Source organism: Halovibrio variabilis (assembly GCF_007991175.1).
GTDB lineage: Bacteria > Pseudomonadota > Gammaproteobacteria > Pseudomonadales > Halomonadaceae > Vreelandella > Vreelandella variabilis.
In genome coordinates this window covers 20,878-42,829 of record NZ_BJXV01000024.1, presented here as the reverse complement: position 1 = coordinate 42,829, position 21,952 = coordinate 20,878, and the positions used below count along the sequence as shown (strand labels likewise).

The 21,952-nt window shown below is 58.7% G+C and carries 18 protein-coding genes; 10 read left to right on the top strand and 8 right to left on the bottom strand.

Going from position 1 to position 21,952, the window contains the following annotated elements; all coding sequences use genetic code 11:
• From recD to HVA01_RS16295, 5 genes are all read right to left on the bottom strand, one after another.
• Positions 1–2,366: exodeoxyribonuclease V subunit alpha (recD, locus tag HVA01_RS16315; RefSeq protein WP_146876470.1), on the bottom strand; the 2,366-nt coding region annotated here is incomplete at its 3' end.
• Complete coding sequence (gene recB, locus HVA01_RS16310; protein ID WP_146876469.1) at positions 2,363–6,115, bottom strand: exodeoxyribonuclease V subunit beta; 3,753 nt, start codon at positions 6,113–6,115, stop codon at positions 2,363–2,365. The genes recD and recB, both read right to left, overlap by 4 nt.
• A complete protein-coding gene (locus HVA01_RS16305; protein WP_146876468.1) occupies positions 6,112–6,639 on the bottom strand; it encodes a hypothetical protein in 528 nt (175 codons plus the stop codon). The genes recB and HVA01_RS16305 overlap by 4 nt, the downstream gene beginning before the upstream one ends.
• Positions 6,636–6,944 carry a nucleotidyltransferase domain-containing protein gene (locus HVA01_RS16300; protein WP_146876467.1) on the bottom strand — a complete coding sequence of 103 codons (309 nt, stop codon included), beginning with the start codon at positions 6,942–6,944 and terminating at the stop codon, positions 6,636–6,638. Before HVA01_RS16300 ends, HVA01_RS16305 begins: the two co-directional genes overlap by 4 nt.
• Positions 6,945–7,039: 95 nt before the next feature.
• Complete coding sequence (locus HVA01_RS16295) at positions 7,040–7,333, bottom strand: nucleotidyltransferase domain-containing protein (RefSeq protein ID WP_146876466.1); 294 nt, start codon at positions 7,331–7,333, stop codon at positions 7,040–7,042.
• 119 nt (positions 7,334–7,452) lie between these two features.
• On the opposite strand from HVA01_RS16295, the gene pncB reads away from it, so the two are divergent.
• Positions 7,453–8,634 carry a nicotinate phosphoribosyltransferase gene (pncB, locus tag HVA01_RS16290; RefSeq protein ID WP_146876465.1) on the top strand — a complete coding sequence of 394 codons (1,182 nt, stop codon included), beginning with the start codon at positions 7,453–7,455 and terminating at the stop codon, positions 8,632–8,634.
• Between the two features lie 16 nt (positions 8,635–8,650).
• Here pncB and recC read toward each other — a convergent pair whose 3' ends face one another.
• Complete coding sequence (gene recC, locus HVA01_RS16285) at positions 8,651–12,262, bottom strand: exodeoxyribonuclease V subunit gamma (RefSeq protein WP_146876464.1); 3,612 nt, start codon at positions 12,260–12,262, stop codon at positions 8,651–8,653.
• Between the two features lie 192 nt (positions 12,263–12,454).
• On the opposite strand from recC, the gene HVA01_RS16280 reads away from it, so the two are divergent.
• The 6 genes from HVA01_RS16280 to HVA01_RS17420 all read left to right on the top strand — a co-directional run bounded on the left by HVA01_RS16280 (position 12,455) and on the right by HVA01_RS17420 (position 17,070).
• A complete protein-coding gene (locus HVA01_RS16280; protein WP_146876463.1) occupies positions 12,455–12,886 on the top strand; it encodes a DUF2384 domain-containing protein in 432 nt (143 codons plus the stop codon).
• Complete coding sequence (locus HVA01_RS16275; protein ID WP_146876462.1) at positions 12,883–13,401, top strand: RES family NAD+ phosphorylase; 519 nt, start codon at positions 12,883–12,885, stop codon at positions 13,399–13,401. The genes HVA01_RS16280 and HVA01_RS16275 overlap by 4 nt, the downstream gene beginning before the upstream one ends.
• 102 nt (positions 13,402–13,503) lie before the next feature.
• The gene (gene ilvD, locus HVA01_RS16270; protein ID WP_146876461.1) at positions 13,504–15,186 is read left to right on the top strand and encodes a dihydroxy-acid dehydratase; all 1,683 of its coding nucleotides are present in this window, start codon (positions 13,504–13,506) and stop codon (positions 15,184–15,186) included.
• A 110-nt stretch (positions 15,187–15,296) separates the two neighbouring features.
• Complete coding sequence (chrA, locus tag HVA01_RS16265) at positions 15,297–16,493, top strand: chromate efflux transporter (protein WP_174787793.1); 1,197 nt, start codon at positions 15,297–15,299, stop codon at positions 16,491–16,493.
• A 94-nt stretch (positions 16,494–16,587) separates the two neighbouring features.
• Entirely contained in the window at positions 16,588–16,851 is a 264-nt protein-coding gene (locus tag HVA01_RS17885; protein ID WP_218031566.1) for a metallothionein, read from the top strand.
• Positions 16,852–16,893: 42 nt separating this feature from the next.
• Complete coding sequence (locus tag HVA01_RS17420; protein WP_170243534.1) at positions 16,894–17,070, top strand: hypothetical protein; 177 nt, start codon at positions 16,894–16,896, stop codon at positions 17,068–17,070.
• Between the two features lie 54 nt (positions 17,071–17,124).
• On the opposite strand, the gene HVA01_RS16255 is transcribed toward HVA01_RS17420, so the two are convergent.
• Positions 17,125–17,397 carry a helix-turn-helix domain-containing protein gene (locus HVA01_RS16255; RefSeq protein WP_146876459.1) on the bottom strand — a complete coding sequence of 91 codons (273 nt, stop codon included), beginning with the start codon at positions 17,395–17,397 and terminating at the stop codon, positions 17,125–17,127.
• Between the two features lie 220 nt (positions 17,398–17,617).
• On the opposite strand from HVA01_RS16255, the gene purE reads away from it, so the two are divergent.
• The 3 genes from purE to HVA01_RS16240 all read left to right on the top strand — a co-directional run bounded on the left by purE (position 17,618) and on the right by HVA01_RS16240 (position 21,020).
• Positions 17,618–18,133 (top strand): 5-(carboxyamino)imidazole ribonucleotide mutase, encoded by a 516-nt coding sequence (purE, locus tag HVA01_RS16250; RefSeq protein WP_146876458.1) that lies wholly within the window; start codon positions 17,618–17,620, stop codon positions 18,131–18,133.
• 12 nt (positions 18,134–18,145) lie between these two features.
• Positions 18,146–19,285, top strand: coding sequence for a 5-(carboxyamino)imidazole ribonucleotide synthase (locus tag HVA01_RS16245; protein ID WP_146876457.1), 1,140 nt, complete (start codon positions 18,146–18,148; stop codon positions 19,283–19,285).
• Between the two features lie 160 nt (positions 19,286–19,445).
• A complete protein-coding gene (locus tag HVA01_RS16240) occupies positions 19,446–21,020 on the top strand; it encodes a diguanylate cyclase domain-containing protein (RefSeq protein WP_246129688.1) in 1,575 nt (524 codons plus the stop codon).
• Between the two features lie 10 nt (positions 21,021–21,030).
• Here the strand turns inward: HVA01_RS16240 and HVA01_RS16235 are convergent, their stop codons facing one another.
• Positions 21,031–21,837: a TraX family protein gene (locus tag HVA01_RS16235; RefSeq protein ID WP_146876455.1), complete on the bottom strand. Its 807-nt coding sequence runs from the start codon at positions 21,835–21,837 to the stop codon at positions 21,031–21,033.
• Positions 21,838–21,952 lie beyond the last annotated feature (115 nt).

The window sequence follows — 21,952 nt, the reverse complement described above, 5'->3', positions numbered from 1 at the left end:
TCCCTAGCCACCGCATCATTCAATATCCCGCGCTTGGCTTCAATCAATGTAAGCCAATCCCGGGCACGTGTAATCCCGGTGTAAACCAACTCGCGGGTGAGAATCGGGTTGGGCGTTTGCGGTAGCAGTAGGGCGGTGTGTTTGAACTCCGAGCCTTGAGATTTATGTACTGTCATCGCGAATACGGTTTCTACCGCGTGTAGGCGAGAGGGCAGTACCCAGTTGATGGGTTTGTCTGTATCGCTGGTGGGAAAGGCGACTCTTAATAGTGTTCTTCCAGGCGCTCCTGATGAAGAGCGGGGATCCGGCACCGCCAGGGTGATGCCGATATCGCCGTTCATTAGGCCCAGGGTGTAGTCGTTTTGGGTGATCAATACCGGGCGGCCTTCGTACCAGCCTTTTTCCAGTTCAATATCGCTTGCGCTGAGCAGCTTTTCGCTGCGCAGTACCTTGGCGATGCGCAGGTTTAAGCCTTCTACGCCCCAGGGGCCTTTGCGCAGCGCGCAGAGCAGTTGAAAGTGGCCGTAGGCGTGAAGTACTTGGCTGGCCCACTGGTGGTAGGGCTCGCGGTGTTCTTCAAAGCTTAGCGCGTTGTCCGGGCGCTGTGTGTCCAGCATCGTTAAGTAGTGCTGGTAGCCGGTGGGCGGCGCCATCGGTTGGCCTGCGTGGTCGCGGCGACCTTCGCCCTTGTTGGGAAAACGCGCCGGACTGCCGTTAACTACTAGGCGCTCCAGAGCGCTGTCTTCTTCGCTTTTGCCTTCTGTTCCCAGTATCAGGTGGTGTACGTCCGGGTAGCCGTGGCGCAGTACCTTATGTACGGCGTTCTGTTTGTCTTTTGGGGTTAGCCCATCGCTTAGTGGTTGGTTAATCGCCTGGGCTAGCTGGCCAATGCCGCTATGGGCATCAAAGCGGTGGCTGACCCGCAGCATGGTAATGGCTTGATCCAGCGGCTGGCCGTCGGGGTCGATAAGCGCCTCCGGCAGCGGCTGGCCGGTGATCTCTGCAATCCATTGGGCGGTGGTGGGCGTGTAGTGGGCGGCCTCGGCGCGGCGGCATAAATCGCCCAGTACGGCCCCGGCTTCCACGGAGGCGAGCTGGTCTTTATCCCCCAGCAGCACTAGCTTGGCGGTGGCGGGCAGGGCGCGCAGCACGGCGGTCATCATTTCGATATCCACCATTGAGGCTTCGTCGATCACCAGCACATCTAGTGCTAGGGGGTTGGCGGGGTGGTGGCGGAAGTGGCGGGTGTCGGGTCTGGCGCCTAGAAGTCTGTGAAGTGTGGTGACTTCTGTGGGAATAGTGGCTGGAAGCAGCTCTGTGGCCTGATCTTCGCGAGCTGAAGCTCCCTCCCACAATGACATTAACCCTTTGAAAGGTAACTGGCTCACCTGGCCGGCGATGGATTCATTTAGCCGTGCGGCGGCTTTGCCGGTGGGGGCGGCTAGGCGGATGCGTAGTGGGTGGGCGTTGGGTTCTGCTAGTTGCAGGGTTTGTAGCAGGGCTAGCAGGCGCACCACGGTGGTGGTTTTGCCGGTGCCGGGGCCGCCGGTGATGATGGAGAAGTGGCTGCGGGCGGCTAGGGCGCAGGCGGTTTTTTGCCAATCCAGGGTGGTGGTGGGTCGGAAGAGGGTGTGTAGGGCATCTTTGAGTATTTGGGGGTGACTATCGTCACCCTTCGCGAGCTGAAGCTCCCTCCCACAAACATCCGCATGTTCTGGAGTGGCTTCATTACTGCCGCGTTTAAGCGGCCTCCCACCAGTTTTATCAAGTTCTGTGGTAGCTAATCGGGCGGCGATTTCCTGGTGTAGGGTTTGCTCGTATTGCCAGTAGCGGCGTAGGTAGAGCCGGGTGGTAAGCGAGGAATCACTTTTCACCAGCGGCGTATTGCCGGGGCCGTCGCTGATTAGCGTGGGGTGGTGGAGCGCGGCTTGCCACTCACTTAGCGTTAGCGTTGCCAGCACCTCGCTGGGGAGTGGCGGCGGGTCGTTGAGGTCGTCGCCTTCCGGGGGTAGCGAGAGGGCAAAATCGGGGGCGGCGAGGGTGGCGGCTAAATCCAGGCAGACATGGCCTCGGCCGAGCTGGTGGCTGGCCAGCGCCGCGCCGAGCAGTAGCAGCGGCGGGGCTTCGTTTGCCTCGTTGGCGAAAAAGCGCACCAGGGCACGGTCTAAATCTCGCAGCCAGCCCCGCGCGACCCAGCGTTCACAAAGCGCCAGCAGCGCATCAATGCTGTAAAGGGCGGCGTGGGGTTCCGCTTTTTGAGCGGTGGCAGCCACCGCTGCGGTAGGTTCGGCGGGCGTGGGGGTGTCGTCGGCAAACAGGTCGTAATTAACGGGATCGTTGGTCGATCCTTTGTCGCGCTTGCTCATACCGCCGCCTCCTGGCCGGTTGCTGAATGGGCTGCCGTGCCGGTAAAGAGGGCATCCAGGGCTTCAATCAGTGCTACCGGGGCGGGCACCGCGTGAACACCCCGCGCGGCGGTGCGGCTGCCGCGTAGAAATACCGTCATCGAGCCGCCCAGGTGTTGGTGCGGGTCGTAGTCGGGCAGGCGCGCTTTTAGCAGCCGGTGCAGCGCGAGCAGGTAAAGTGCCGCCTGCAGGTCGTAGCGTTTTTCCAGCATGGCGTTGCGCAGGGCATCCGCGGTGTAGGCGCTGTCGTCGCTGCCCAGGTAGTTGGATTTCCAGTCCAGCACGTAGAAGCGGCCATCATGTTCAAAAGCCAAATCGATAAAGCCTTTGAGCATGCCGTTAAGGGTGTCGGCATCCAGCGCGGGGCGCGAGACACCGGGAAGTAAGTGATCACTTACTAGCTCGTCAAGTTTGCGCGTTCCCACCTGATGGGCGGCAAACCAGAACTCCAGTTCTACCTGGTAGCTTTCAAGTTCACATAGCGCCACTTGGCTGCCTTCGTTGGGTATCTGCGGTGACAGGGGCAGGGGCGTGGCGAGCAGCTCTTCAAACCAGCCCGCCAGGGTGTCGTGCCACGCCTGCCAGCCGCGCAGTTGCACCCGCCGCCGCAGCATATCTTCCCGGGCGGCGGGGTCTTGCAGGGCATTGTTAAAGCCAAGCTGGCCTGCCCACTCCAGCAAGCCGTGCAGAAAGGTGCCGGGGCCGGGGCCGCGTGGAAAGCGGTGTAGATGAAACGCGCCGGTGTGGGTGGCGTCATCGCGCGGCTCGTCCAGCACTTCCAGGGTGGTGGCTTCCTGGGGGGTAGTGGGTTCAGCCTGGGGCGTCGGGGGGGAGATGGCCCCGGAGGTGCGCAGCGCCGAGTAGCTGGCGATCCACCACTGCTCCCGAGCGGGGCGCAGCGGGATGCGGGCGTTGCCCAGGGCACGCTGCTCCGGCGCTGGGGTAAAGCGTAGCGCGGTGGGTTCCGGGGCATCCGTTAGCGCAATGGCGCTGCCTTCGGTGAGTGCTTCAAGGGCGGCCCGCAGCCCGCTGGGGCCAAGGGGTTTGCCGCCGTTAAGCAGGTGGCCGATGGCGCTATTTTCACTGCCTTTTAGCGTTGCCAGCCCCAGCCAGGTGGCGTGGCGGGCGCGGGTGAGCGCCACGTAGAGCTTGCGCAGGTCTTCGCCTAGGCGCTCGCGGTCGGCGGTGGCCAGCGTCGCTTCATCGGCGCTTAGGCTCAGGGTGAGGGTGCCGTCGGCGGTGTGCCAGCGCAGCGGGACATCCTCCGCTTTCACTGGCCGGTGGTTGGCGATAAAAGGCAGGAACACCAGCGGGTACTCCAGCCCCTTGGATTTGTGGATGGTCACCACCTTGACCAGGTCGGCGTCGCTCTCCAGGCGCAGTTTGTGGCTGTCGCCGTGGCTATCCGGGTCGGCAATCGCCTCGGCGAGAAAGCGAATTAGCGCGTGTTCGCCGTCCAGCTCTTGGCTGGCCTGCTGGAGCAGTTCGCCCAAATGGAGCAGGTCGGTTAGCAAGCGCTCACCGTCGGCGAAGTCTCCCAGTAGCCGTTCGGGCAGCTTGAAATCCACCATCAGGCGGCGCACCAGCGGCAGCACGCCTTGGCGCTGCCACAGGCGGTGGTAGCCGCTGAACTGCTCGACCCGTGCTTCCCAGGCCAGCTCGCTTTGGTTGAGGTGGTCGAGCTCTTCTAGGCTAAGCCCGATCACCGGGGTTGCCAGGGCGGCGCGCAGTTTGGCTTCCGCTTGGCGGGAGTTGGCCTGGGGCTCGGCGCAGGCGCGCAGCCAGGTTTCCAGCTGGGGGGCGATGGGCGAGTTGAAGACCTTGTCGTGGTCGGAAAGGTAGACACTCTTAATGCCCCGGCTGGCCAGCGCCAGGCGAATCGCCCGGGCTTCCTGCAGGCCGTTGACCAGCACGGCCATATCCGAGGGGGCCAGCGGAGTGAGTGTTTGCTCTCCACTTCTCACACTGCTATCGCCTGTCGCACTGTTATCGCCCGCTTTCGCAAAGCCCTTCGAAAACCCCGCCTGCTGTTGGCGGCCTGCTTCCAGCAGCTCGGCCATATGCGAGGCGCAGCGCTCGGCCATCTCGGTTTGGTAGGCGGTTTTGGAGAGCGGTTCGTCGCTTTCCAGGGGCCACAGGGTCATCGCGGGTAGCGGTTTGTCGTTGTGTACCAGCGTATCTTTGGTGCCTTTGGCATTGACGGGGTTGAACGGTAGCGGGTTATCGCCGTCATCGGCACGGAACAGAAAGGCACCGGCGTCATGCTGGTCGGCGTAGTGAAAGCAGTGGTTAACCGCGGCCACCATGGCGTGGCTGGAGCGAAAGTTGGTGCCCAGGGTCACGTGGCGGCCAGCGGTGTCTTGGCGGGCCTGCAGGTAGGTGAAGATATCCGCGCCGCGAAAGGCGTAGATCGCCTGCTTGGGGTCGCCAATTAGCAAAATGGCGATGTTCCGCCGGGGCTGGGCAATGGCGTACACCGCATTGAAGATGCGGTACTGGATGGGGTCGGTATCCTGAAACTCGTCGATCAGCGCCACGGGGAACTGGCGCAGGATCTGCGCGGCCAGGGCCTCTCTGTTGGGGCCTTGCAGGGCGCGGTCCAGGTGGGTGAGCAGGTCGTTGGGCCCCATTTCGGCACGGCGTTCCTGCTCCCGTTCCAGGCGGGCGCGGCACCACTGCACGGCGTGAATCAGCAGGTCGTTGCGGGGCTCGGGCAGGGCGTTAAGTTCCGCCGGTAGCTGCGTCAGTGCTTGCCACGCTGGCGGGCAGGGGGGCGCGCCCTCTTTCCAGATATCCGCCATGCCGTCCGGCGTCATGCGTTTCCAGGCGGCGTCGGTGAGCGCGGGGCGGTCGGCATCGGTTTCGCACCACTCGCGCAGTGCGCCTAGCCAATTGGCGCGACTTTTGGCATTGAAGCTTTGGCCCTTGAAGGCTTTGCGTTTGGCGGCCTCTTCCAGGGCGGGCACCAGTTCGTCGAGCCAGGCGGGCCAGGGGGCTTTGAGCGCGCGGAGCTGGGCGCTGCGTTCGGCCTGGGTGGCGGCCAGGGTCTCGTTGGGCTCGGGTTTTTCGTCGCCCAGTGCTTCACTTTCCGGCAGCAGGCGCTGGAGGATGGCGTGCAGCTCATCCGGCGATTTCCAGTGGCGGGTGACAATGCCGAGGGCGTCGCTATCCAGCGGGTAGTAGAAGCTGCGCCAGTAGTCCCGCACCACTTCCTGTTCAAGCTCCCGTTGGTCGTTCTCTAAGTTGAGGGAGAACAGGCTGCCGCTGTCGAAGGCATGTTCGCGCAGCATGCGGTAGCACCAGCTGTGGATGGTGGAGACAGCGGCTTCGTCCATCCACTCGGCGGCCAGGGCCAGGCGCCGGGCGCAGGCGGGCCAGGTGGCGTGGGCGTATTGGTCGCGGAGTTCTAACAGTAGCTCATCGCTTGCCTGCCCGTCATCGCGAAACACTTCTGCGGCCTCTACCAACCGGTTGCGGATACGTTCGCGTAGCTCTTGGGTGGCGGCGTTAGTGAAAGTAACGACTAGAATTTCCGGCGGCGTGAGCGGGCGAACAAAGGCCGTGTCGTCGTCCGTACTGTGGCCGCCGAGTACAAAGCGCACGTAGAGCAGCGCAATGGTGAAGGTTTTGCCGGTGCCCGCGCTGGCTTCAATCAGCCGGCTGCCGTGGAGCGGTAGGCGCAATGGATCGAGTGGGGCGGGCTGGCTCATAAGAAGATAGTGTCAAACTCAGTGGCGAAATCTTGGCTGGCGGGAAAAATCTTCAGTTGTTCAGCACTCCAGCCAATAAGGCGATAGGAAGTCAGTAGTAATATGTCGGCAAGCTCGTTCAACAGGTTGAAGTGTTCTGCTATGTGGGCGTAGTCGGTTGAGTAGTCATGGGCGGCGATGTTGCGGATGGCGCGGCAGCGTTGCCAGTCACTTGTCGCGTCTATGACGCCTTGCTTTTCAAATAGCGCAAGTACTTTGAGAAAACTGTCGGTGGATTCACCCGCAAGCAAGGCACTGTGCCGCATTGCCGAGGCGATGGAGTCTTGCAGCTTGGCAAATCGCTCATTGATGGCGGCAAGCGTTTCGAAATAATCCACATCTTTTTTGTGTTCGGCTAACCACTCACCGTCAATGGGCCAGGTGATTTTGTTGCGTGATTGATGGAGAAACCAGGCGCAGCGCTGGATCGCTTCAAGCAGCTGCGCAAGATAGCGCTGTTGTTCGCTGAGAACATCCTTACTCATGCTGCTTCCTCACTATCAATCGGGTGTGACTGTGCCAAGGCGATTGCTTGGAAGGGCGTGGGCTCTTCCGTGGAAACATACGTCACTATATCCACCGGCAACTGCAAGCGTTCCTCAAGGGCCATTTTGAGTTCGGCGCAAGCAAGCAGCGGTATTGCTGTAGGGGTGATCAGCAACAGATCAATATCACCGCCTCGCTTGGTATCATCAAGGCGCGAACCAAACACATGAACGCTGGCGGAGTCGCTAATGAACTCGTGTACGCTGGAAAGAATGGTGGCACGCTGTGTTTGAGTAAGACGCATTACAGCTCCTGCTTGTTAAAGACTAGCACTGACTGTACGAAACCCACCTAACAACCTAGTGCCAAGTCACGATTGGAACACTCCGTTTACGCTACCTAATCAATCGGGCACGCTTCGGCCAAGACTTTCGCTTGAGTGGGGCTTGGCTCATCAGTCGTTACATAGGTGACAATTTTCACCGGCAGTTTGAGATACGCTTCGAGTACTTCATTCAGTTCGGCACAAGCCTTTGGCGGTACCTCTTTCTGAGCAATCAGCAGTAGATCAACACCGCCGCCTCGCTTGGAATCATCTAGTCTTGAACCAAACACATGGGTTTCCACCGAATCACCAATAAACTCGTTCACGCCAGAGAGAATGATTGCGCGCTGTGTTTGGGTAATACGCATGAAGAAAGCTCCTAAACTGTATGAGAGCCTCGGCACCTGATAATCTTGTCGCCGAGCCACTTTAGGTGCAATTAGTTTACGCTACCGGCGGCTTCGGTTCACTCTAACGATGGGATCTCATGCTGACATCGCTGCTGGATAATGACTTTTACAAGATCACGATGCAGAACGCCGTGATCAAACGCTTTCCTTATGCCCACGCGCGCTACGCTTTTATCAATCGTGGCGAACACGCGTTCCCTGATGGCTTTGGCGCTGAACTTCGCCACGAAGTCGACAAGATGGCGAGGCTTCGCCTGACCGATGAGGAAAAGCGCTATCTCGAAATAACCTGCCCTTATCTCGACCCTACGTATCTCGACTTCCTTGCCGGGTTCCACTACAACCCCAGCGAGGTGATCGTTGAGCAACAGGGGGGCGACCTTTCGGTGATTATCGAAGGGCCCTGGTACCGCACCATTCTTTGGGAAGTGCCGCTGATGGCGTTGATCAGCGAGCTTTGGTATCGGTTGCGCGGCGTGACGATCACGCCTGACGCTGATGCGATGATTGAGCAGCACGCCCAGGAGAAGATTGAACTCTACCGCCGTTTAGGGCTGAAAATTGCTGAGTTTGGCACCCGTCGGCGCTTCTCTTCTGACGTTCACGACCGGGTGGTGGGTGCGCTTGGTAACTATGGTGGTGAGGCATTCAGCGGTACCAGCAATGTGCTGCTGGCCATGCGCCACGACGTTAAACCGATTGGCACTCATGCCCATGAGTGGTTTATGTTCCACGGTGCCCGTTTTGGTTTCAAAATGGCCAATAGCTTGGCCCTGGAGCATTGGGTGGATGTGTACCGCGGTGACCTGGGTATCGCCTTAACGGATACGTTCACCACGCGGGCCTTTTACGACAGTTTCGATAAGAAATTTGCCAAGCTGTTCGATGGTGTTCGCCACGACAGCGGCGACCCTATTGAGTTTGCCTCCCAGACCATCGCCCACTACGAGCGCCTGGGGATTAACCCGCTGAGCAAGACGATTATCTTCTCCGATGCGCTAACGCCCGAGAAGGTCGAGCGCATTCACGCTTTTTGTAAGGATCGCATCGGCATGGCATTCGGCATCGGCACCAACTTCACCAATGACGTGGGCGTTGAGCCGATGAACATGGTGATTAAAATGGTCGAGGCGCGCCCGGAAGGGCAGGGCTGGCTGCCGGTGATCAAGCTTTCCGATGTGGCGGAAAAGAACACCGGCGACCCGGAAATGATCTCGCTGGCGAGGCGCATACTGTCGCTTAACGGGAAGAGCGATTAGCACATTTTATGCAGCGTTAACCCTTGACCGAACGGTGAAGTGGCGCGTAGAACGCTTCGGTCAGTGAGGCAAAACGGTGGCCCAGGGTCTGCTCGTTAAACAGCCGTTCAAAGCTTGGCCATTGGTGGGCGAGGTAGGGGCTTTGGGCGACTTCGCCGGTTTGATAGCGCCCCCCTTCGTAGGCGGCTTCGGCGGCGGCGTAGGCGTCGCTCTCCTTTGCGCCATCGTCTTCTGATTCCGGGGTGCCTTGCTTGGCCAACCAGGCAAAAGCGGCTTGTGGGGCCAGCGGTAGCGGCGCTCGCATGCCATCGCACCAGGCGTTGAGCAGTGCTTCCAGCTGGAAGCGGGCATTGTCAGCTTCTAAAGGCTCCAGGCGCACGTGGCCCGCTTTCGAGAGCAGCTGGGTCGTCATGGGACGCTCAATATTGCCCGCCAAGTGGGCGACCCAGGGGCGTAGCAGATGCTGCCAGCGGTACTGACCGCGGCCGCGCCCTTGGCTGATCAAGCTGTTGCTAAGCAGCAGCAGGCGGCAGCGGTTGCCTTTACTGTCCTGGCGTAGTTCCCCCAGCCAATCCTCCAGCGTTACTTGACCGTCAAACTGAATCGCCTGAGGTGCCGTTATTGCCTGGGGCCACTCTTGTAGCGCCTCTTCGTAGGCACCAAACAGGGCTTCCATCGGTTCCGCCAGTGCTTCGCGCATCCTTTCGCCAAAGGCCCCAACGGCTAGCACGCCCTGGCCTTTAAAGCGTTCAAGTGTCGCATGCAGCGCTTCGATACGCGGCTGGCCGTTATCCACGGCGTGGCGCTGGGCGGTGATTAGCTGATCCTGCAGTTGCCAGTTTTGCAGCCCGTCTAACGTGAAGGGCTCTACATCCAGCTGGGTCAGTTCTTCCTGCTCGAAGTAAACGCCGAGGCGGGTATTGAAAAACGCCTTGGCCGGTTCGCGCAGAAAGCTGCCCAGTTGTGCCAGGGTTAGCGTGCCTTGCTGTTCCGTGTCTGCCTCAAGCGGCGTTGGTGTTGTGGTTGACGAGTTGGCCTCCCTGGGGCCGTGCAGGGCGTGCCATTCGCGGGCATAGGTAAATAGCCGCGCTTCGGCGGGGGAGTCGCTGGTTGGCTCGGTGAAGTAGCGGCGGCTGAAGGGTTGCAGCGGGTGTTCGGTGGTCAGCGCTTCCAGCAGCGGCTCATCGGTTTGGCTGCGCCAGCCCGCTTCAAGATGGTCGCGGAGCTGGCCGACCAGCACCGAGGGCGGCATGGGGTTGTTGTCGGTCTGGCTACGGCCCACCCAACTAATGTAAAGCTGCTGGCGGGCGGAGAGCAGCGCTTCCAGAAACAGGTAGCGGTCATCTTCCCGGCGCGAGCGGTCGCCGGGGCGGTAGTCGCTGCCCATCAGGTCAAAATCCAACGGCGGCTGAGAGCGCGGGTACTCGCCGTCGTTCATACCCAGCAGGCACACATGCTTAAAGGGGATGGCGCGCATGGGCATCAGCGTAGCGAAGTTGACCGCTCCCGCTAGAAAGCGCTGAGAGAGGCTATGCTCGTCGATTTGCCCCAGCCAGTGTTCGCGCACCATGGAAAGCGGCAGCGGATCAAAAAGCTCGGCTTCTTCGGTGCTGTCCAACAGCTGCTGGAGTGCGGTTTCCAGCTTGGTGAGCATGACGCTCTCTTGAGCGTCGTCGGTAAGAAAGAAGGTTTCCAGCAGCTCGAGCAGCCGCGCCACCCAGGTGGCGGCGTCGGTGGGCTGGCAGAAGGTTTCCCAGGTGCTTTCCAGCTTCTCCAGCAGGGTTGCCAGCGGCCCTGCTAGCGATGCTTCCAGGCCGCCAATGTCATCAAACGGTTCAATACCTTGCCACGCTTCGGCACTGCCGACGGCGTAGCCCAGCAGCAAGCGACGCAGGCCAAAGGCCCAGGTGTTTTGGGTCAGCCCCTCGGGTAGATCCAGCCGGGTGCGTTGCTCGGCGTTAAGCCCCCAGCGAATACCCGCCCCCTCAATCCAGCGGCTAAGGGTGGGCAGGTCGTGCTCTGCAATGCCAAAGCGGGCGCGCAGAGCGGGCACTTCCAAGAGGTCTAAAAGGTCGCTCACCGAGAGGCGCAACTCCGGCAGGCGCAGCAGCTTTTCCAGCGCGATCATCAGCGGCAGGCGGTGGCGGCTGGCCTGATCCGAAAGGGTGTAGGGTATGTAGCGTGGGTCGTCAGGGCGGGCGGTATAGCTACCGAACGCCGAGCGGTACTGGCCGAACACGGCTTCAATATGCGGCGCGTAGCGGTCGATATCCGGCACCATGACGATGATATCCCGTGGGCGTAGATCCGGATCGGCGCTGAAGGCGGCGAGCAGCTGATCGTGAAGAATCTCCACTTCCCGCTGCGGGCCGTGGGCGATATGAAACACGATAGAGTTGTCGCTGGCCGGGTCTAGCGCGGGCCAGTGATCCTGAGTTTCTGCCACTGGGCGCAACTCGCGGATATCGTCCTGCAGCTGGCTGAGCAAACAGCTGTACTCGGTGGTGCTGAACGGCTCGAACATATCGATGCGCAGCGCCTGTTGCTCAAACAGGGTTTGGTAGTTGCCCGAATCGTCATGCTCATCAAGCAGGCGAAGATAGTCGCGGCCCTGTTTGCCCCAGGCGGCGAGCAGCGGTTGGGCGTGAAGATGCAGGGCATCAGTGGCATCGCCGGTGCCCAGCACATCCAGCGCTTCGGGCATGCCCGCTTTACGTTGCTGACGGTAGCGGCTGGCGCGCAGCAGGTCTTTGTGCTCGATAATATCCGCCCAGTAGAACTGGCAGGGGTTGTGCACGCAGAGCACAATTTGGCAGCAGCGTGACAGCGCCGCCAAGGCTTCCAGAGTCTGTTGCGGCAGCGATGAAATGCCGAAAATAATCAGCCGCCGGGGCAGGCCCGGCGGGCACTCCTGGCCTTCCAACTGCTCGGCGGCTTGCAAAAAACGGCTATGCACCTGGGCGCGGCTGCTGTTAAGGCCCGCCTCGCCCAGTGTATTGGCCACATCGTCCCGCAGTGCGCGCCACAGTTCTGGCTGCCACAACTGGTGCGCTTCCAGTGGGCGCGCTTCGCCACGGGCGGTGATGAGCACGTCGTTGCCTTTCGCCCAGGCGTCCAGCCAGTCAGCGCGGTAGACCTGATACTGATCAAACAGATCCGCCAGCCGCTCGGCCAGTTGATAGTGCTTGCGCTGGTCGCGATCGACGTTTAAAAAGCGCGCTAGCGGCGCGAAAGCTTCCTGCTCGGCCAGGCTGGGCAGCAGGCGCAGTAAGCGCCATATCAAGCGCGACTTATCAAACGGCGAGGTTTCGGGCACCGCCTCTGCGTCGGCCGTCGTGTAGGTCAACACATTGCGGTAGGCCTGCCACAGAAAACGCGCGGGCAGCGTGACATTCAATGCTGCGGCTATGCCCGCTCCGCCTTGGGCCGGGTCTTCTGCCAATGCCAGCTTTAGCCACTGCCCGATACCGTTGCTCTGCACCAGAATGGTCTCATTCTCCAGCGGGCCGAGCGGGTGGCCGCGCATCCACTCCACCGCCAGGCCGCGTAAATCTTCCAGGCGATTGGCGTGCACCACCATAAAGCCCGGTATTAACGGCGTTTGTGAGAGCAGCGAGTTTGCAGACATGCAGCGGTGTTCCTTAATGGCTGAGTGGCTTAATGGATGGTTCCTTCACGGCAGAGACGGTCGGAATTTAAGCGCTATGGTGCCACAAGTTTAGTTCTGAAGCTTGAAACCCTGGCGTCCTGTTTTAGAGCTGCTATGATGAATATGTGATGCATATAAGTAGTATGCTGGCTGCGTATCAGGAGGTTGCCGATGATAATGGACACTGTGAAAGAGTCACTTAATGAGCCTTCCGGGTATCTGGTACCTGATTCGTTCGAGCGGTTTTTGGCTGATTTGAAAGGAGCCGCCCGGGAAGAACGCCACCCTTTAATTGACCCGAAGTTGTTTGCCAGCGCATTGAGCATCGATATTCAAACCCTGGCTAGCCAAGCGCATGTTCACCGCACGACGATTTCACGTGCCCAAGGGGCGGAAAAACTGCAACGTTATCTGCGTGATGCACTTCGTGTACTCGGCGCAGCGGCAGATATTAATGGCGATTTCCATGACGCCTTGTTTTGGTTTCGCAATGAACCGCTTAGTGCGTTTGATTATAAAACGCCCGAGCAGTTAGTAAGTGAAGGGCGAGCCGACGATCTGCTGCGCTATGTTCAGGCGTTACAAGCGGGTGTGGTGGGATGACATTGCTGGAGGAACTGAAAGCTCAGGTATACCGAGTACATGTTCCACGCTGGGCATTTTCGCCCACCAGTGGGGCCGGTGCGAGAGAGCATGGCGGGCGGCTGAACCGTGTTGGCATAGATGCATTATATCTTTCGCTTGAGGAGCAAACAGCGCTAGCGGAGTACAAGCAGCTTTCTGCATTGATGCCTCCTGGTCTGATTGTTAGCTATACGGTCAACGTGACTAATGTTGTCGATTTTCGAGCAGGCTATGACTCGAAATGGGATAGCCTGTGGCAAGAGCTTAACTGCGACTGGCGTAAGTATTGGTTTAATCAACGTATTGAGCCGCCTAGTTGGTTACTAGGCGATATGGCATTGGAGCAAGGTGCTAAGGGAATACTTTTTCCTTCGTTGGCACACAGCTCAGGCACCAACCTCGTTCTATATACCGAAACACTAGCAGGAAACGATGTATTAGATGTCTACGACCCCAGAAGTGATTTGCCACGTGATGCACGCTCCTGGCAGTAGTTACTTTTAATAAACTCACTTATGCGACCTCTTCCCTTGCGCGAACGCCGTGGCATCGCCAAGCTATGCGGATACCGTGAACAGAGCTGAGAGATATTTTCCATGACTGAGCCTTCCAACAATTCCCGCCGCCACTCTTCTCAAGTGGTTGATGGCCCCGGCAAAGCCGCCAGCCGTGCGATGCTGCGCGCCGTGGGCTTTAACGACGCCGATTTCCAAAAGCCTCAAGTGGGCATTGCGTCTACCTGGAGCATGGTGACGCCCTGCAATAGCCATATTAACGAGCTGGCCGAGTTTGCCCGCGACGGTGCCGATGCGGGCGGCGGTAAGGGCGTGATCTTTAACACCATTACCATTTCCGACGGCATCGCCAACGGCACCGAAGGTATGAAGTACTCGTTGGTGTCGCGGGAAGTGATTGCCGACTCTATCGAAACCGTGGCCGGCTGCGAAGGCTTTGATGGCCTGGTGGCGATTGGCGGCTGCGATAAGAACATGCCGGGCTGCCTGATGGGCCTGGCGCGCTTAAACCGCCCCAGCGTGTTTGTTTATGGTGGCACCATTATGCCCGGTAAAGGGCATACCGATATCGTTTCGGTCTTCGAGGCCATGGGCGCGCACTCCCGCGGCGATATCGATTTGATTGAACTTAAAAACATCGAAGAAACTGCCATTCCTGGCCCCGGCTCCTGTGGCGGCATGTACACCGCAAACACCATGGCATCGGCTATTGAAGCGCTGGGCATGAGCCTGCCGGGCAGTTCGGCGCAAAATGCCATTTCCCAAGAAAAGCGCGACGATTCCAAAGCGGCGGGCGAGGCGGTGCTGGCGCTGCTGGCAGACGATATCAAACCCTCCGATATCATGACCCGCGAGGCGTTTGAGAACGCGATCACCGTGGTGATTGCGCTGGGGGGGTCCACTAACGCTGTGCTGCACTTAATTGCCATGGCGCGCACCATTGACGTTGAGCTCAGCCTTACCGACTTCACCGAGATCGGTAAGCGTGTGCCAGTGCTTGCGGATTTGCGCCCCAGTGGCCATTACATGATGAGCGAGTTGGTGGCGATTGGCGGCATCCAGCCGTTGATGAAAATGCTGCTCGACGCTGGGCTGCTCAACGGCGAGTGCTTAACCGTTACAGGGAAAACGCTCGAAGAGAATCTGGCGGAAGTCGCGCCTTACCCCGTCGAGCCACCGATCATCGCGCCGCTGGGCAACCCAATTAAAGCCGAAAGCCATCTGCGTATGCTTTACGGCAACCTGGCACCGGAAGGCGCAGTGGCCAAAATTACCGGCAAGGAGGGGACCCGCTTCTCCGGTTCTGCGCGGGTGTTTGGCTCCGAGGAAGAAGCCCAGGCGCGCATTAATGACGGCACCGTGGTCGCGGGCGATGTGGTGGTGATTCGCTACGAAGGGCCGAAAGGCGGGCCCGGTATGCGCGAAATGCTCACGCCTACGTCGGCGATTATGGGCCGTGGCCTGGGTAACGACGTGGCGCTGATTACCGATGGCCGCTTCTCCGGCGGTAGCCACGGTTTTGTGGTCGGCCATGTGTCGCCGGAAGCCTTCGACGGCGGCCCGCTTGCGCTGGTGGAAGACGGCGATACCATCACCATTGATGCGGAAGCCGATACCATTGAAGTGGATCTCTCCGATGAAGAGTTGACGCGCCGTCGCGCTGCCTGGCAGCAGCCTGAACCCCGCTACACCCGTGGCGTTCTCGCCAAGTACGCGCGTTTGGTTAGCTCGGCCAGCACCGGCGCGGTAACCGACCAGGAATAATCCATGTTGTCGTTATGAGCGTAAGCTCATGAACTTGCTGTCATAACGCGTTAAAGCGCAAGGCTTACGATAAGAGCCTTGCGCTTTTTTAATGGGATTAGGTGGCTAAAATGGTAGAGCAAACACCGGCACGCGGGCGCGTAGCCGAAGTTTTTTGGGTATTTTTAGCGCTGGGATTGACCTCGTTTGGTGGCCCGGTGGCTCACCTGGGTTATTTCCGCACGGCGTTTGTGGAGCGTCGCCAGTGGCTGACCGAGCAGGCCTATGCCGATTTGGTCGCACTGTGCCAATTTTTGCCGGGGCCAGCGAGCAGCCAGGTGGGCTTTGCACTCGGCTTACTGCGCGCAGGCCCGTGGGGGGCGGCGATGGCCTGGCTGGCGTTTACGCTGCCTTCGGCGATTATCCTGGCGCTGTTTGCGTTTGGCGCGGCGGTACTGGATGGCCCTATCGCCAGCGGTATTATTCACGGTTTAAAAGTAGTCGCTGTCGCGATTGTCGCCCACGCGGTGTGGGGCATGGCGCGCAATCTCTGCCCGGATAAAACCCGAACGGGTATCGCTTTGGCCGCCGTTTTCGTAGTGGTATTAGTCAGCGGCCCGCTGGGCCAAGTGGCGGCGATTGTGCTGGGGGGCTTAGCCGGGCTGTTGCTGTGCCGGAATAGCCCTGCTGCCACAACCAGTGAGTCGCTGCATTTTCCGGTATCCCGCCGGGCAGGCATGGTGGCACTGAGTCTATTTGGCGGGCTGTTGGCTCTGCTGCCGCTGCTGGCGGGAAGCGCTGGCTGGCTGAACGTGGCGGATGCCTTTTACCGTTCGGGCGCGTTGGTGTTTGGCGGCGGGCACGTGGTGCTGCCGTTACTCGAGGCCGAAGTGGTCCAGTCAGGCTGGATCACCCCCGATGAGTTTTTGGCAGGCTATGGCGCCGCCCAGGCAGTGCCGGGCCCGCTGTTTACCTTTGCTGCTTATTTGGGCGCGTTGCTGCCCGGTATCAGTGGGTTGCTCGGGGCCTTGTTGGCGCTGCTGGCAATCTTTATTCCCGGTTTTTTGCTGCTGGTCGGCGTATTGCCGTTTTGGAATCAATTTCGTCAGTGGGGCAGTGCACAGGCGCTAATGCGCGGTGCCAATGCGGCAGTGGTGGGTGTTTTAGGCGCGGCGCTGTATCAGCCGGTGTGGACGAGCGCGATCATTGGCGCCGAGGAGTTTGCGCTGGCGCTTACCGGTTTCTTGCTATTAACCGTGTGGAAACTACCCGCCTGGGTGGTGGTGGCCCTAGTGGCGGTTGCAGGAGCATTTATTCCTCTTCAGTAGACGTCGCCGCTTCAAACCGCTGGGCACGATGGCCAATCAACCAACGCTAGGTGTCTTGTGCCCTTAAGTTTTACCTGCTCAGTGGTTATCTTCTATGCTGATAGAGTTGCCATTAATGGAAAACCAGGGGGACGTTATTATGACCGACATGGGAGTGTGTGCTTGTCCGGGCTGCGAACATAAGGCTTACAGCGAGCACGCGGCTATCAGAGAAGGGCGCGTCTATTGTTGTACCGCATGCGCCGCGGGTCACCCTGCGGGAAGGGAGTGTATTCATGAGGGGTGTGCCTGCAATGAACTTAACCGTCCCCCGGCTGGGGAAGAGGTATTGGAAGAGCCCGATAATCTGCAGTTTTAACCTACGACACCGCTTTACTGCCAAATTGACAAGGAGTCTATAATGTCTAGACAAGCTCGTATCCAACCCGTTATTGATGCCGATGATCTTAACGAGACCGTCACAGGGTGGCTGGTAATTGATGAGACAGTGCCCGAAAACGAAGTCGTCGTTTCCGAACATACCTCCAAGAAGGAGGCTGTTCAGGCTGCGGAAGCGTTAGAGCAGCGCGAAGATTAACTAATCGCTAAATATAAAACGCCTCGCTTAAGCGAGGCGTTGATTGGCTCTCGGCTATGGCGCCTCCAGCTCTAAGGTGCGACGCAGGGCGTGGAGTTCTTCAACGCCCAGGTGCTCAAGCCTTCCGGCGAGCAGGTCACTAATTTTCTGAACGGGAAGCCCAGCCCGACGGGCTATTTCTCGGCTTCCTAGGTCTGATACAGCGATCAGACGCGTAGTAATACGCATTAAACGCGTACGTTTTTCAAGTTCCCTGACATCAAGGTCAGGGCTGCTTCGCGGGGGATCAAGCTGTTCCGCAGTCGCAGTTGCGCGTGCCGTGCTCATGTAGCTCCTACAGTCTGAAGTGACAAGCATACAATGCCGCTAACGGGGGCGCTTTTCAATGCCTATTTTGATGAATATTTCGCGGCAATAGCAACGCCCGGAAAGGGGCTAGCTCTGGTAAACTACCTGCCTTCCTATTCTAATGTGTGCCGCGTTGGCGCACGCTACTTTACTGAATTTTTAGCTCGCTTTGATAGGCCGTTGGGCCGAGGAGTTTTGCATGTCGTCGAACAGCGCACCCAAGGTGGGCGTGATTATGGGATCCAAGTCTGACTGGCCGGTCATGGAGCACGCAGTCTCCATGCTGGAGCGTTTGGGGGTCGCGTATGAAACCCGCGTGGTATCGGCTCACCGCACGCCTGACCTGCTGTTCGATTACGCTAAAAGCGCTGCTGAGCGCGGATTGCAGGTGATTGTCGCGGGGGCTGGAGGCGCTGCCCATTTGCCGGGTATGGTGGCGGCGCAAACGCCGTTGCCGGTGCTCGGCGTACCGGTAGAATCCAAATCGCTGAAAGGCTTGGATTCGCTGCTCTCCATTGCGCAGATGCCGGGTGGTATTGCGGTCGGCACCCTGGCGATTGGCAAAGCGGGCGCGACTAATGCGGGCTTGCTGGCGGCGCAAATTGTCGGCCTGCAAGATACCGCCGTACGCAGTGCTGTCGAAGCGTTTCGCGCTGAGCAGACCCAGAAAGTTCTCGATAACCCGGATCCGCGCCCCGAGCCGGAAGCCGAATAAGGAGGTTCGGCCATGAATTCAGGTTTTGCAAACAGTGTCGGCATTCTAGGTGCCGGCCAGCTAGGCCGCATGCTGGCGCTGGCGGGATACCCCCTGGGTAATCGTTTTACCTTTTTGGATACCACCGGTACTCCCAGCGCGGGGATCGGCGAGGTGATCGTCGACCCTGAAAACCAGCGTTTGGCTGAATTTTTAGCCAAGGTCGATGTGGTGACTTACGAGTTTGAGCATCTGCCCGTTCAACTGGTGCGCGAGATCGAGCAGCATAAGCCCGTCTACCCTAGCAGCCGCGCCATTGAGGTATGCCAGAACCGGGTCGAAGAGAAGACGCTATTTGATCGCTTAGGCATTCCCACGCCTGCTTACCGAGTGGTCGAAAGCGCCGAGCAGCTAGAAGCCGCCGCCCGTGAGCTGGGTTGCCCGGTGGTAGCTAAATCGGTCACTGAGGGCTATGACGGCAAAGGCCAGGCAGTCTTGAAACAGCCCGAGCAGGCGGCGGATGCGTGGAGCGCTATCGGCCATACGCAGCTGGTCGTGGAGGCCTTCGTCGATTTCGTGCGTGAGGTCTCGATGATTGCCGTGCGCGGTCGCGATGGCGAGGTGGTGTTCTATCCCATGGCGGAAAACCAGCACGTCGATGGTATTTTGCGCTATTCCGTAGCGCCGCTGCCGGATTTGGATGCCAGCGTTCAACAGACCGCCGATAGCTATATTCGCGCGCTGTTGGATGAGTTGGATTACGTCGGCGTACTGGCACTGGAGCTGTTCCAAACCCGCGATGGCAGCCTGCTGGCCAACGAGATGGCGCCGCGGGTGCATAACTCCGGCCATTGGACCATGGATGGCGCGGTGACCAGCCAGTTTGAAAATCACCTGCGTGCGATACAGGGCCTACCCTTAGGCGATACCCAGGCGATTGCGCCCACCTGCATGATTAACGTGATTGGCCGCGAGGGCGATAACGCAGCAATTCTCGCGCTTGGTAATACGCACCTGCACCGCTACGACAAAGCAGAACGCGAAGGCCGCAAGCTTGCCCACGTCAACATTCTCGCGCCTAACCATGCTGAGCTTCTGGAAAAAGTTCGCGCCTGCAGCGCCTTACTGCCAGAGGCGCCACACCCGGCCTTAAGCTTTTCCATTAAACAGTAGTGACTAATGCCGCCTACCTGGCTCAGGCGGCATTTTTAAACAATGTTGGTCATCTAAACATCTTATATCGCTAAAAGTACTTAAATACGCTAAAAAGGAACCACACTAGAAACCAGCAATTATGCTGACCTTAATAGTACCTTTTAAGCGGGTAGTCAGTATGCCTCACTCTTCCGCCACTGGAACGCCGCCTAGCCAGCCCAGTGGTTCCCATCGCGATCACCATGTCACTGTAAAGCGCTTGCACAATGAAAAAGTGCGCCTCCTTTACGACAATCTTTGGCAACCGGTGCTGAGCAGCGTGTTGGCAGGCATATTATTAGTGGCAGCAATGTGGCCCGTTATAGCAAGCGGGGTGTTGCTCACTTGGCTTGCGGTATTGATCCTCGTTTCGATGGCTCGCCTTGCCTTGGCCTTCTATTTCCGACGCTTACCAACGCAGCAACAGCAGCGCCGCCGTTGGTTCTATCGGTTTAGTGCCGGTGCTATCGCAGCTGGCTGCGTATGGGGTGTCGCTGGGGTCGTTCTGTTTACTGGCGAAAACCATGGTCAGGTCGCGGCGCTCTCGATTGTGTTGGCAGGCATTACGGCTGGTGGCATCACCACGCTTTCTGCGGTCTGGTGGGTCGCTCTCGGTTTTGTGCTGCCGATTTTGGTGCCGCTGTTAGTGCAGTTTTTATTACTAGGGACGCCGCTGGCGGTTCTTATTGGCGCCATGCTTAGCTTGTTTCTGGGTCTGATTGTTATCACCAGCCGCCGTTTAAGCCGCATTATCCACGATAACATTTACCTGCGGGTGAGCATGAGCGCCCGTGAGACAATGCTACAAGAGAGTGAAAATCGCTACCGCTCCATCTTTAATTATTCGCCGCTAGGGGTGCTGCATTTCGATGAGCATGGCCAAGTCACGGACTGTAATGGCAAGCTGCTGGAAATTTTGCATGTGAGTCGTGCTCAGCTGCTCGGTTATCGGATGCTCTCACGCTCGGCGGATCCGAGTGTGGCCGCGGCAGTACGCGAAGCGTTAGCCAAAGGCACTGGTTATTACGAGGGCACTTTCTATTTGCCTAAAGCAAGCGAGGGTACACCGCTTCGCGCGTTCTTTAACGGGGTGCATAGCGCGGGGAGCGAAATGGTAGGCGGTGTCGCCATTGTGGAAGATTTCACTGAGCGCAAGCGCGCTGAAGCGATCATCTACCACCAAGCCTTCTATGACTCACTGACCGACTTGCCGAACCGCCGCCTACTTATTGAGCGCATGGCAACGCTCTGCGATGAGACGCAAACTGAACAGCAGTATGGTTTGCTGATGTTCTTGGATATGGATCGTTTTAAGTTGATTAACGATACCTTGGGGCACGCCGCGGGTGATGACCTGTTAGTGCAGGTGGCCCGCCGCCTGGAAAGCTGCCTGAGTGAGGGCGATATAGTCGCACGGCTTAGCGGTGATGAGTTTGTGCTCTTGGCGCTATTTGACGCGTGCTCCGAATCGACCGTCGACGTGCGAGCTGACACCTATATGGACCTGGTTAAGCAAACGCTTGCGCCACCCTATTGTCTTGCAAGTCGTGAGATAGCCGTTACGCCCAGCATCGGGTATACCTGTTTCACGACCGCCACCTGTGAGCATGAAGAAGTGCTTAAACAGGCGGATATTGCTATGTACCGGGCCAAGAACGAGGGACGAGCGAGACTGTGCCGTTTTGAGCCTTGGATGCGCGAAGCGATGTGCTGATGCAGCACGATTATGAGACCAGCTGACCGCTTAGCAGTAGCCACAGCGCGATTAACCCAAAGTGGCCTGGGTACCACGCCAGCCATAAACGGCGTGGCATGGCTAAATTAATGGCAGGTACTCGCTGAGCTGCCCCTGCCGCCAGGAACAGTACTATCAAACAGGTGCCTACGGTAAACGATTTGGCCATGTCAGAGGCATTCATCTGCCCGGCAATCCAGAGTGCCGGGAAGGCCGCCAAGCCTGCCCATAGGCGCGCTTGAAAATAACTTTCTGCCTGACTCAAGGCATGCATCGCGAACATTAACAGTGGAATCAACAGCAGACCGTTATGCCCGTATTCGACCCAAAAGCCGAGCAGGTACCAAGCGGTCACACCTATTGCTGCTCCTGCCAATAGCCAGGGTAAGCCTAACGTTTGCTGTTGGTAATGCTGCCAGCTCTGGCGTACCAATGTGCCCAGTACAAGGCCACTGGCAAGGGTAAAACAGACGTTCAGGATAACAGCGTCTGATAGGCGGGGCATCAGCATATAAGGTAATTGAGCGACTAAGCCGATAATCAAAATACGCCGCGAGTAGCGCAGCGGATTACGGGTATTAAACAGCCCGTGCCATGCCACCATGGCGGCAAACAACGGAAAAGCGATACGGCCAATCGAAGACCCTGCCCAGCTCAAATCCCAATCGCCGGGCAGCACATAGCGAGTGAGGTGATCCACACTCATGGTAATAAGCGCCAGCCACTGCCCCCAGCCAGTCCAGTGGGAAGATGGGCGAAGGAGAGAACCAACATGCTGACTAGTCGAGTGAGCCATAAAACCTCCGTGTTGAACACGCGCAATGATACACAGACAGAGGTCGCTTTACCTAGTTCACTGAATTAGCAGCGTTAGGCAGAAACGCATCACCCCGGCAATTGCCGGGGTGATG

What these genes read in the sequence shown, in the direction of transcription:
- chrA (WP_174787793.1), top strand. Translation starts at nt 15,297, where the DNA reads ATGGTAGAGCAAACACCGGCACGCGGGCGCGTAGCCGAAGTTTTTTGG.
- HVA01_RS16280 (WP_146876463.1), top strand. Translation starts at nt 12,455, where the DNA reads ATGATAATGGACACTGTGAAAGAGTCACTTAATGAGCCTTCCGGGTAT.
- ilvD (WP_146876461.1), top strand. Translation starts at nt 13,504, where the DNA reads ATGACTGAGCCTTCCAACAATTCCCGCCGCCACTCTTCTCAAGTGGTT.
- pncB (WP_146876465.1), top strand. Translation starts at nt 7,453, where the DNA reads ATGCTGACATCGCTGCTGGATAATGACTTTTACAAGATCACGATGCAG.
- HVA01_RS16240 (WP_246129688.1), top strand. Translation starts at nt 19,446, where the DNA reads ATGCCTCACTCTTCCGCCACTGGAACGCCGCCTAGCCAGCCCAGTGGT.
- recB (WP_146876469.1), bottom strand. Translation starts at nt 6,115, where the DNA reads ATGAGCCAGCCCGCCCCACTCGATCCATTGCGCCTACCGCTCCACGGC.
- HVA01_RS16275 (WP_146876462.1), top strand. Translation starts at nt 12,883, where the DNA reads ATGACATTGCTGGAGGAACTGAAAGCTCAGGTATACCGAGTACATGTT.
- HVA01_RS16235 (WP_146876455.1), bottom strand. Translation starts at nt 21,837, where the DNA reads ATGGCTCACTCGACTAGTCAGCATGTTGGTTCTCTCCTTCGCCCATCT.
- HVA01_RS16305 (WP_146876468.1), bottom strand. Translation starts at nt 6,639, where the DNA reads ATGAGTAAGGATGTTCTCAGCGAACAACAGCGCTATCTTGCGCAGCTG.
- HVA01_RS16255 (WP_146876459.1), bottom strand. Translation starts at nt 17,397, where the DNA reads ATGAGCACGGCACGCGCAACTGCGACTGCGGAACAGCTTGATCCCCCG.
- HVA01_RS16295 (WP_146876466.1), bottom strand. Translation starts at nt 7,333, where the DNA reads ATGCGTATTACCCAAACACAGCGCGCAATCATTCTCTCTGGCGTGAAC.
- HVA01_RS16245 (WP_146876457.1), top strand. Translation starts at nt 18,146, where the DNA reads ATGAATTCAGGTTTTGCAAACAGTGTCGGCATTCTAGGTGCCGGCCAG.
- HVA01_RS17885 (WP_218031566.1), top strand. Translation starts at nt 16,588, where the DNA reads ATGCTGATAGAGTTGCCATTAATGGAAAACCAGGGGGACGTTATTATG.
- HVA01_RS17420 (WP_170243534.1), top strand. Translation starts at nt 16,894, where the DNA reads ATGTCTAGACAAGCTCGTATCCAACCCGTTATTGATGCCGATGATCTT.
- recC (WP_146876464.1), bottom strand. Translation starts at nt 12,262, where the DNA reads ATGTCTGCAAACTCGCTGCTCTCACAAACGCCGTTAATACCGGGCTTT.
- purE (WP_146876458.1), top strand. Translation starts at nt 17,618, where the DNA reads ATGTCGTCGAACAGCGCACCCAAGGTGGGCGTGATTATGGGATCCAAG.
- HVA01_RS16300 (WP_146876467.1), bottom strand. Translation starts at nt 6,944, where the DNA reads ATGCGTCTTACTCAAACACAGCGTGCCACCATTCTTTCCAGCGTACAC.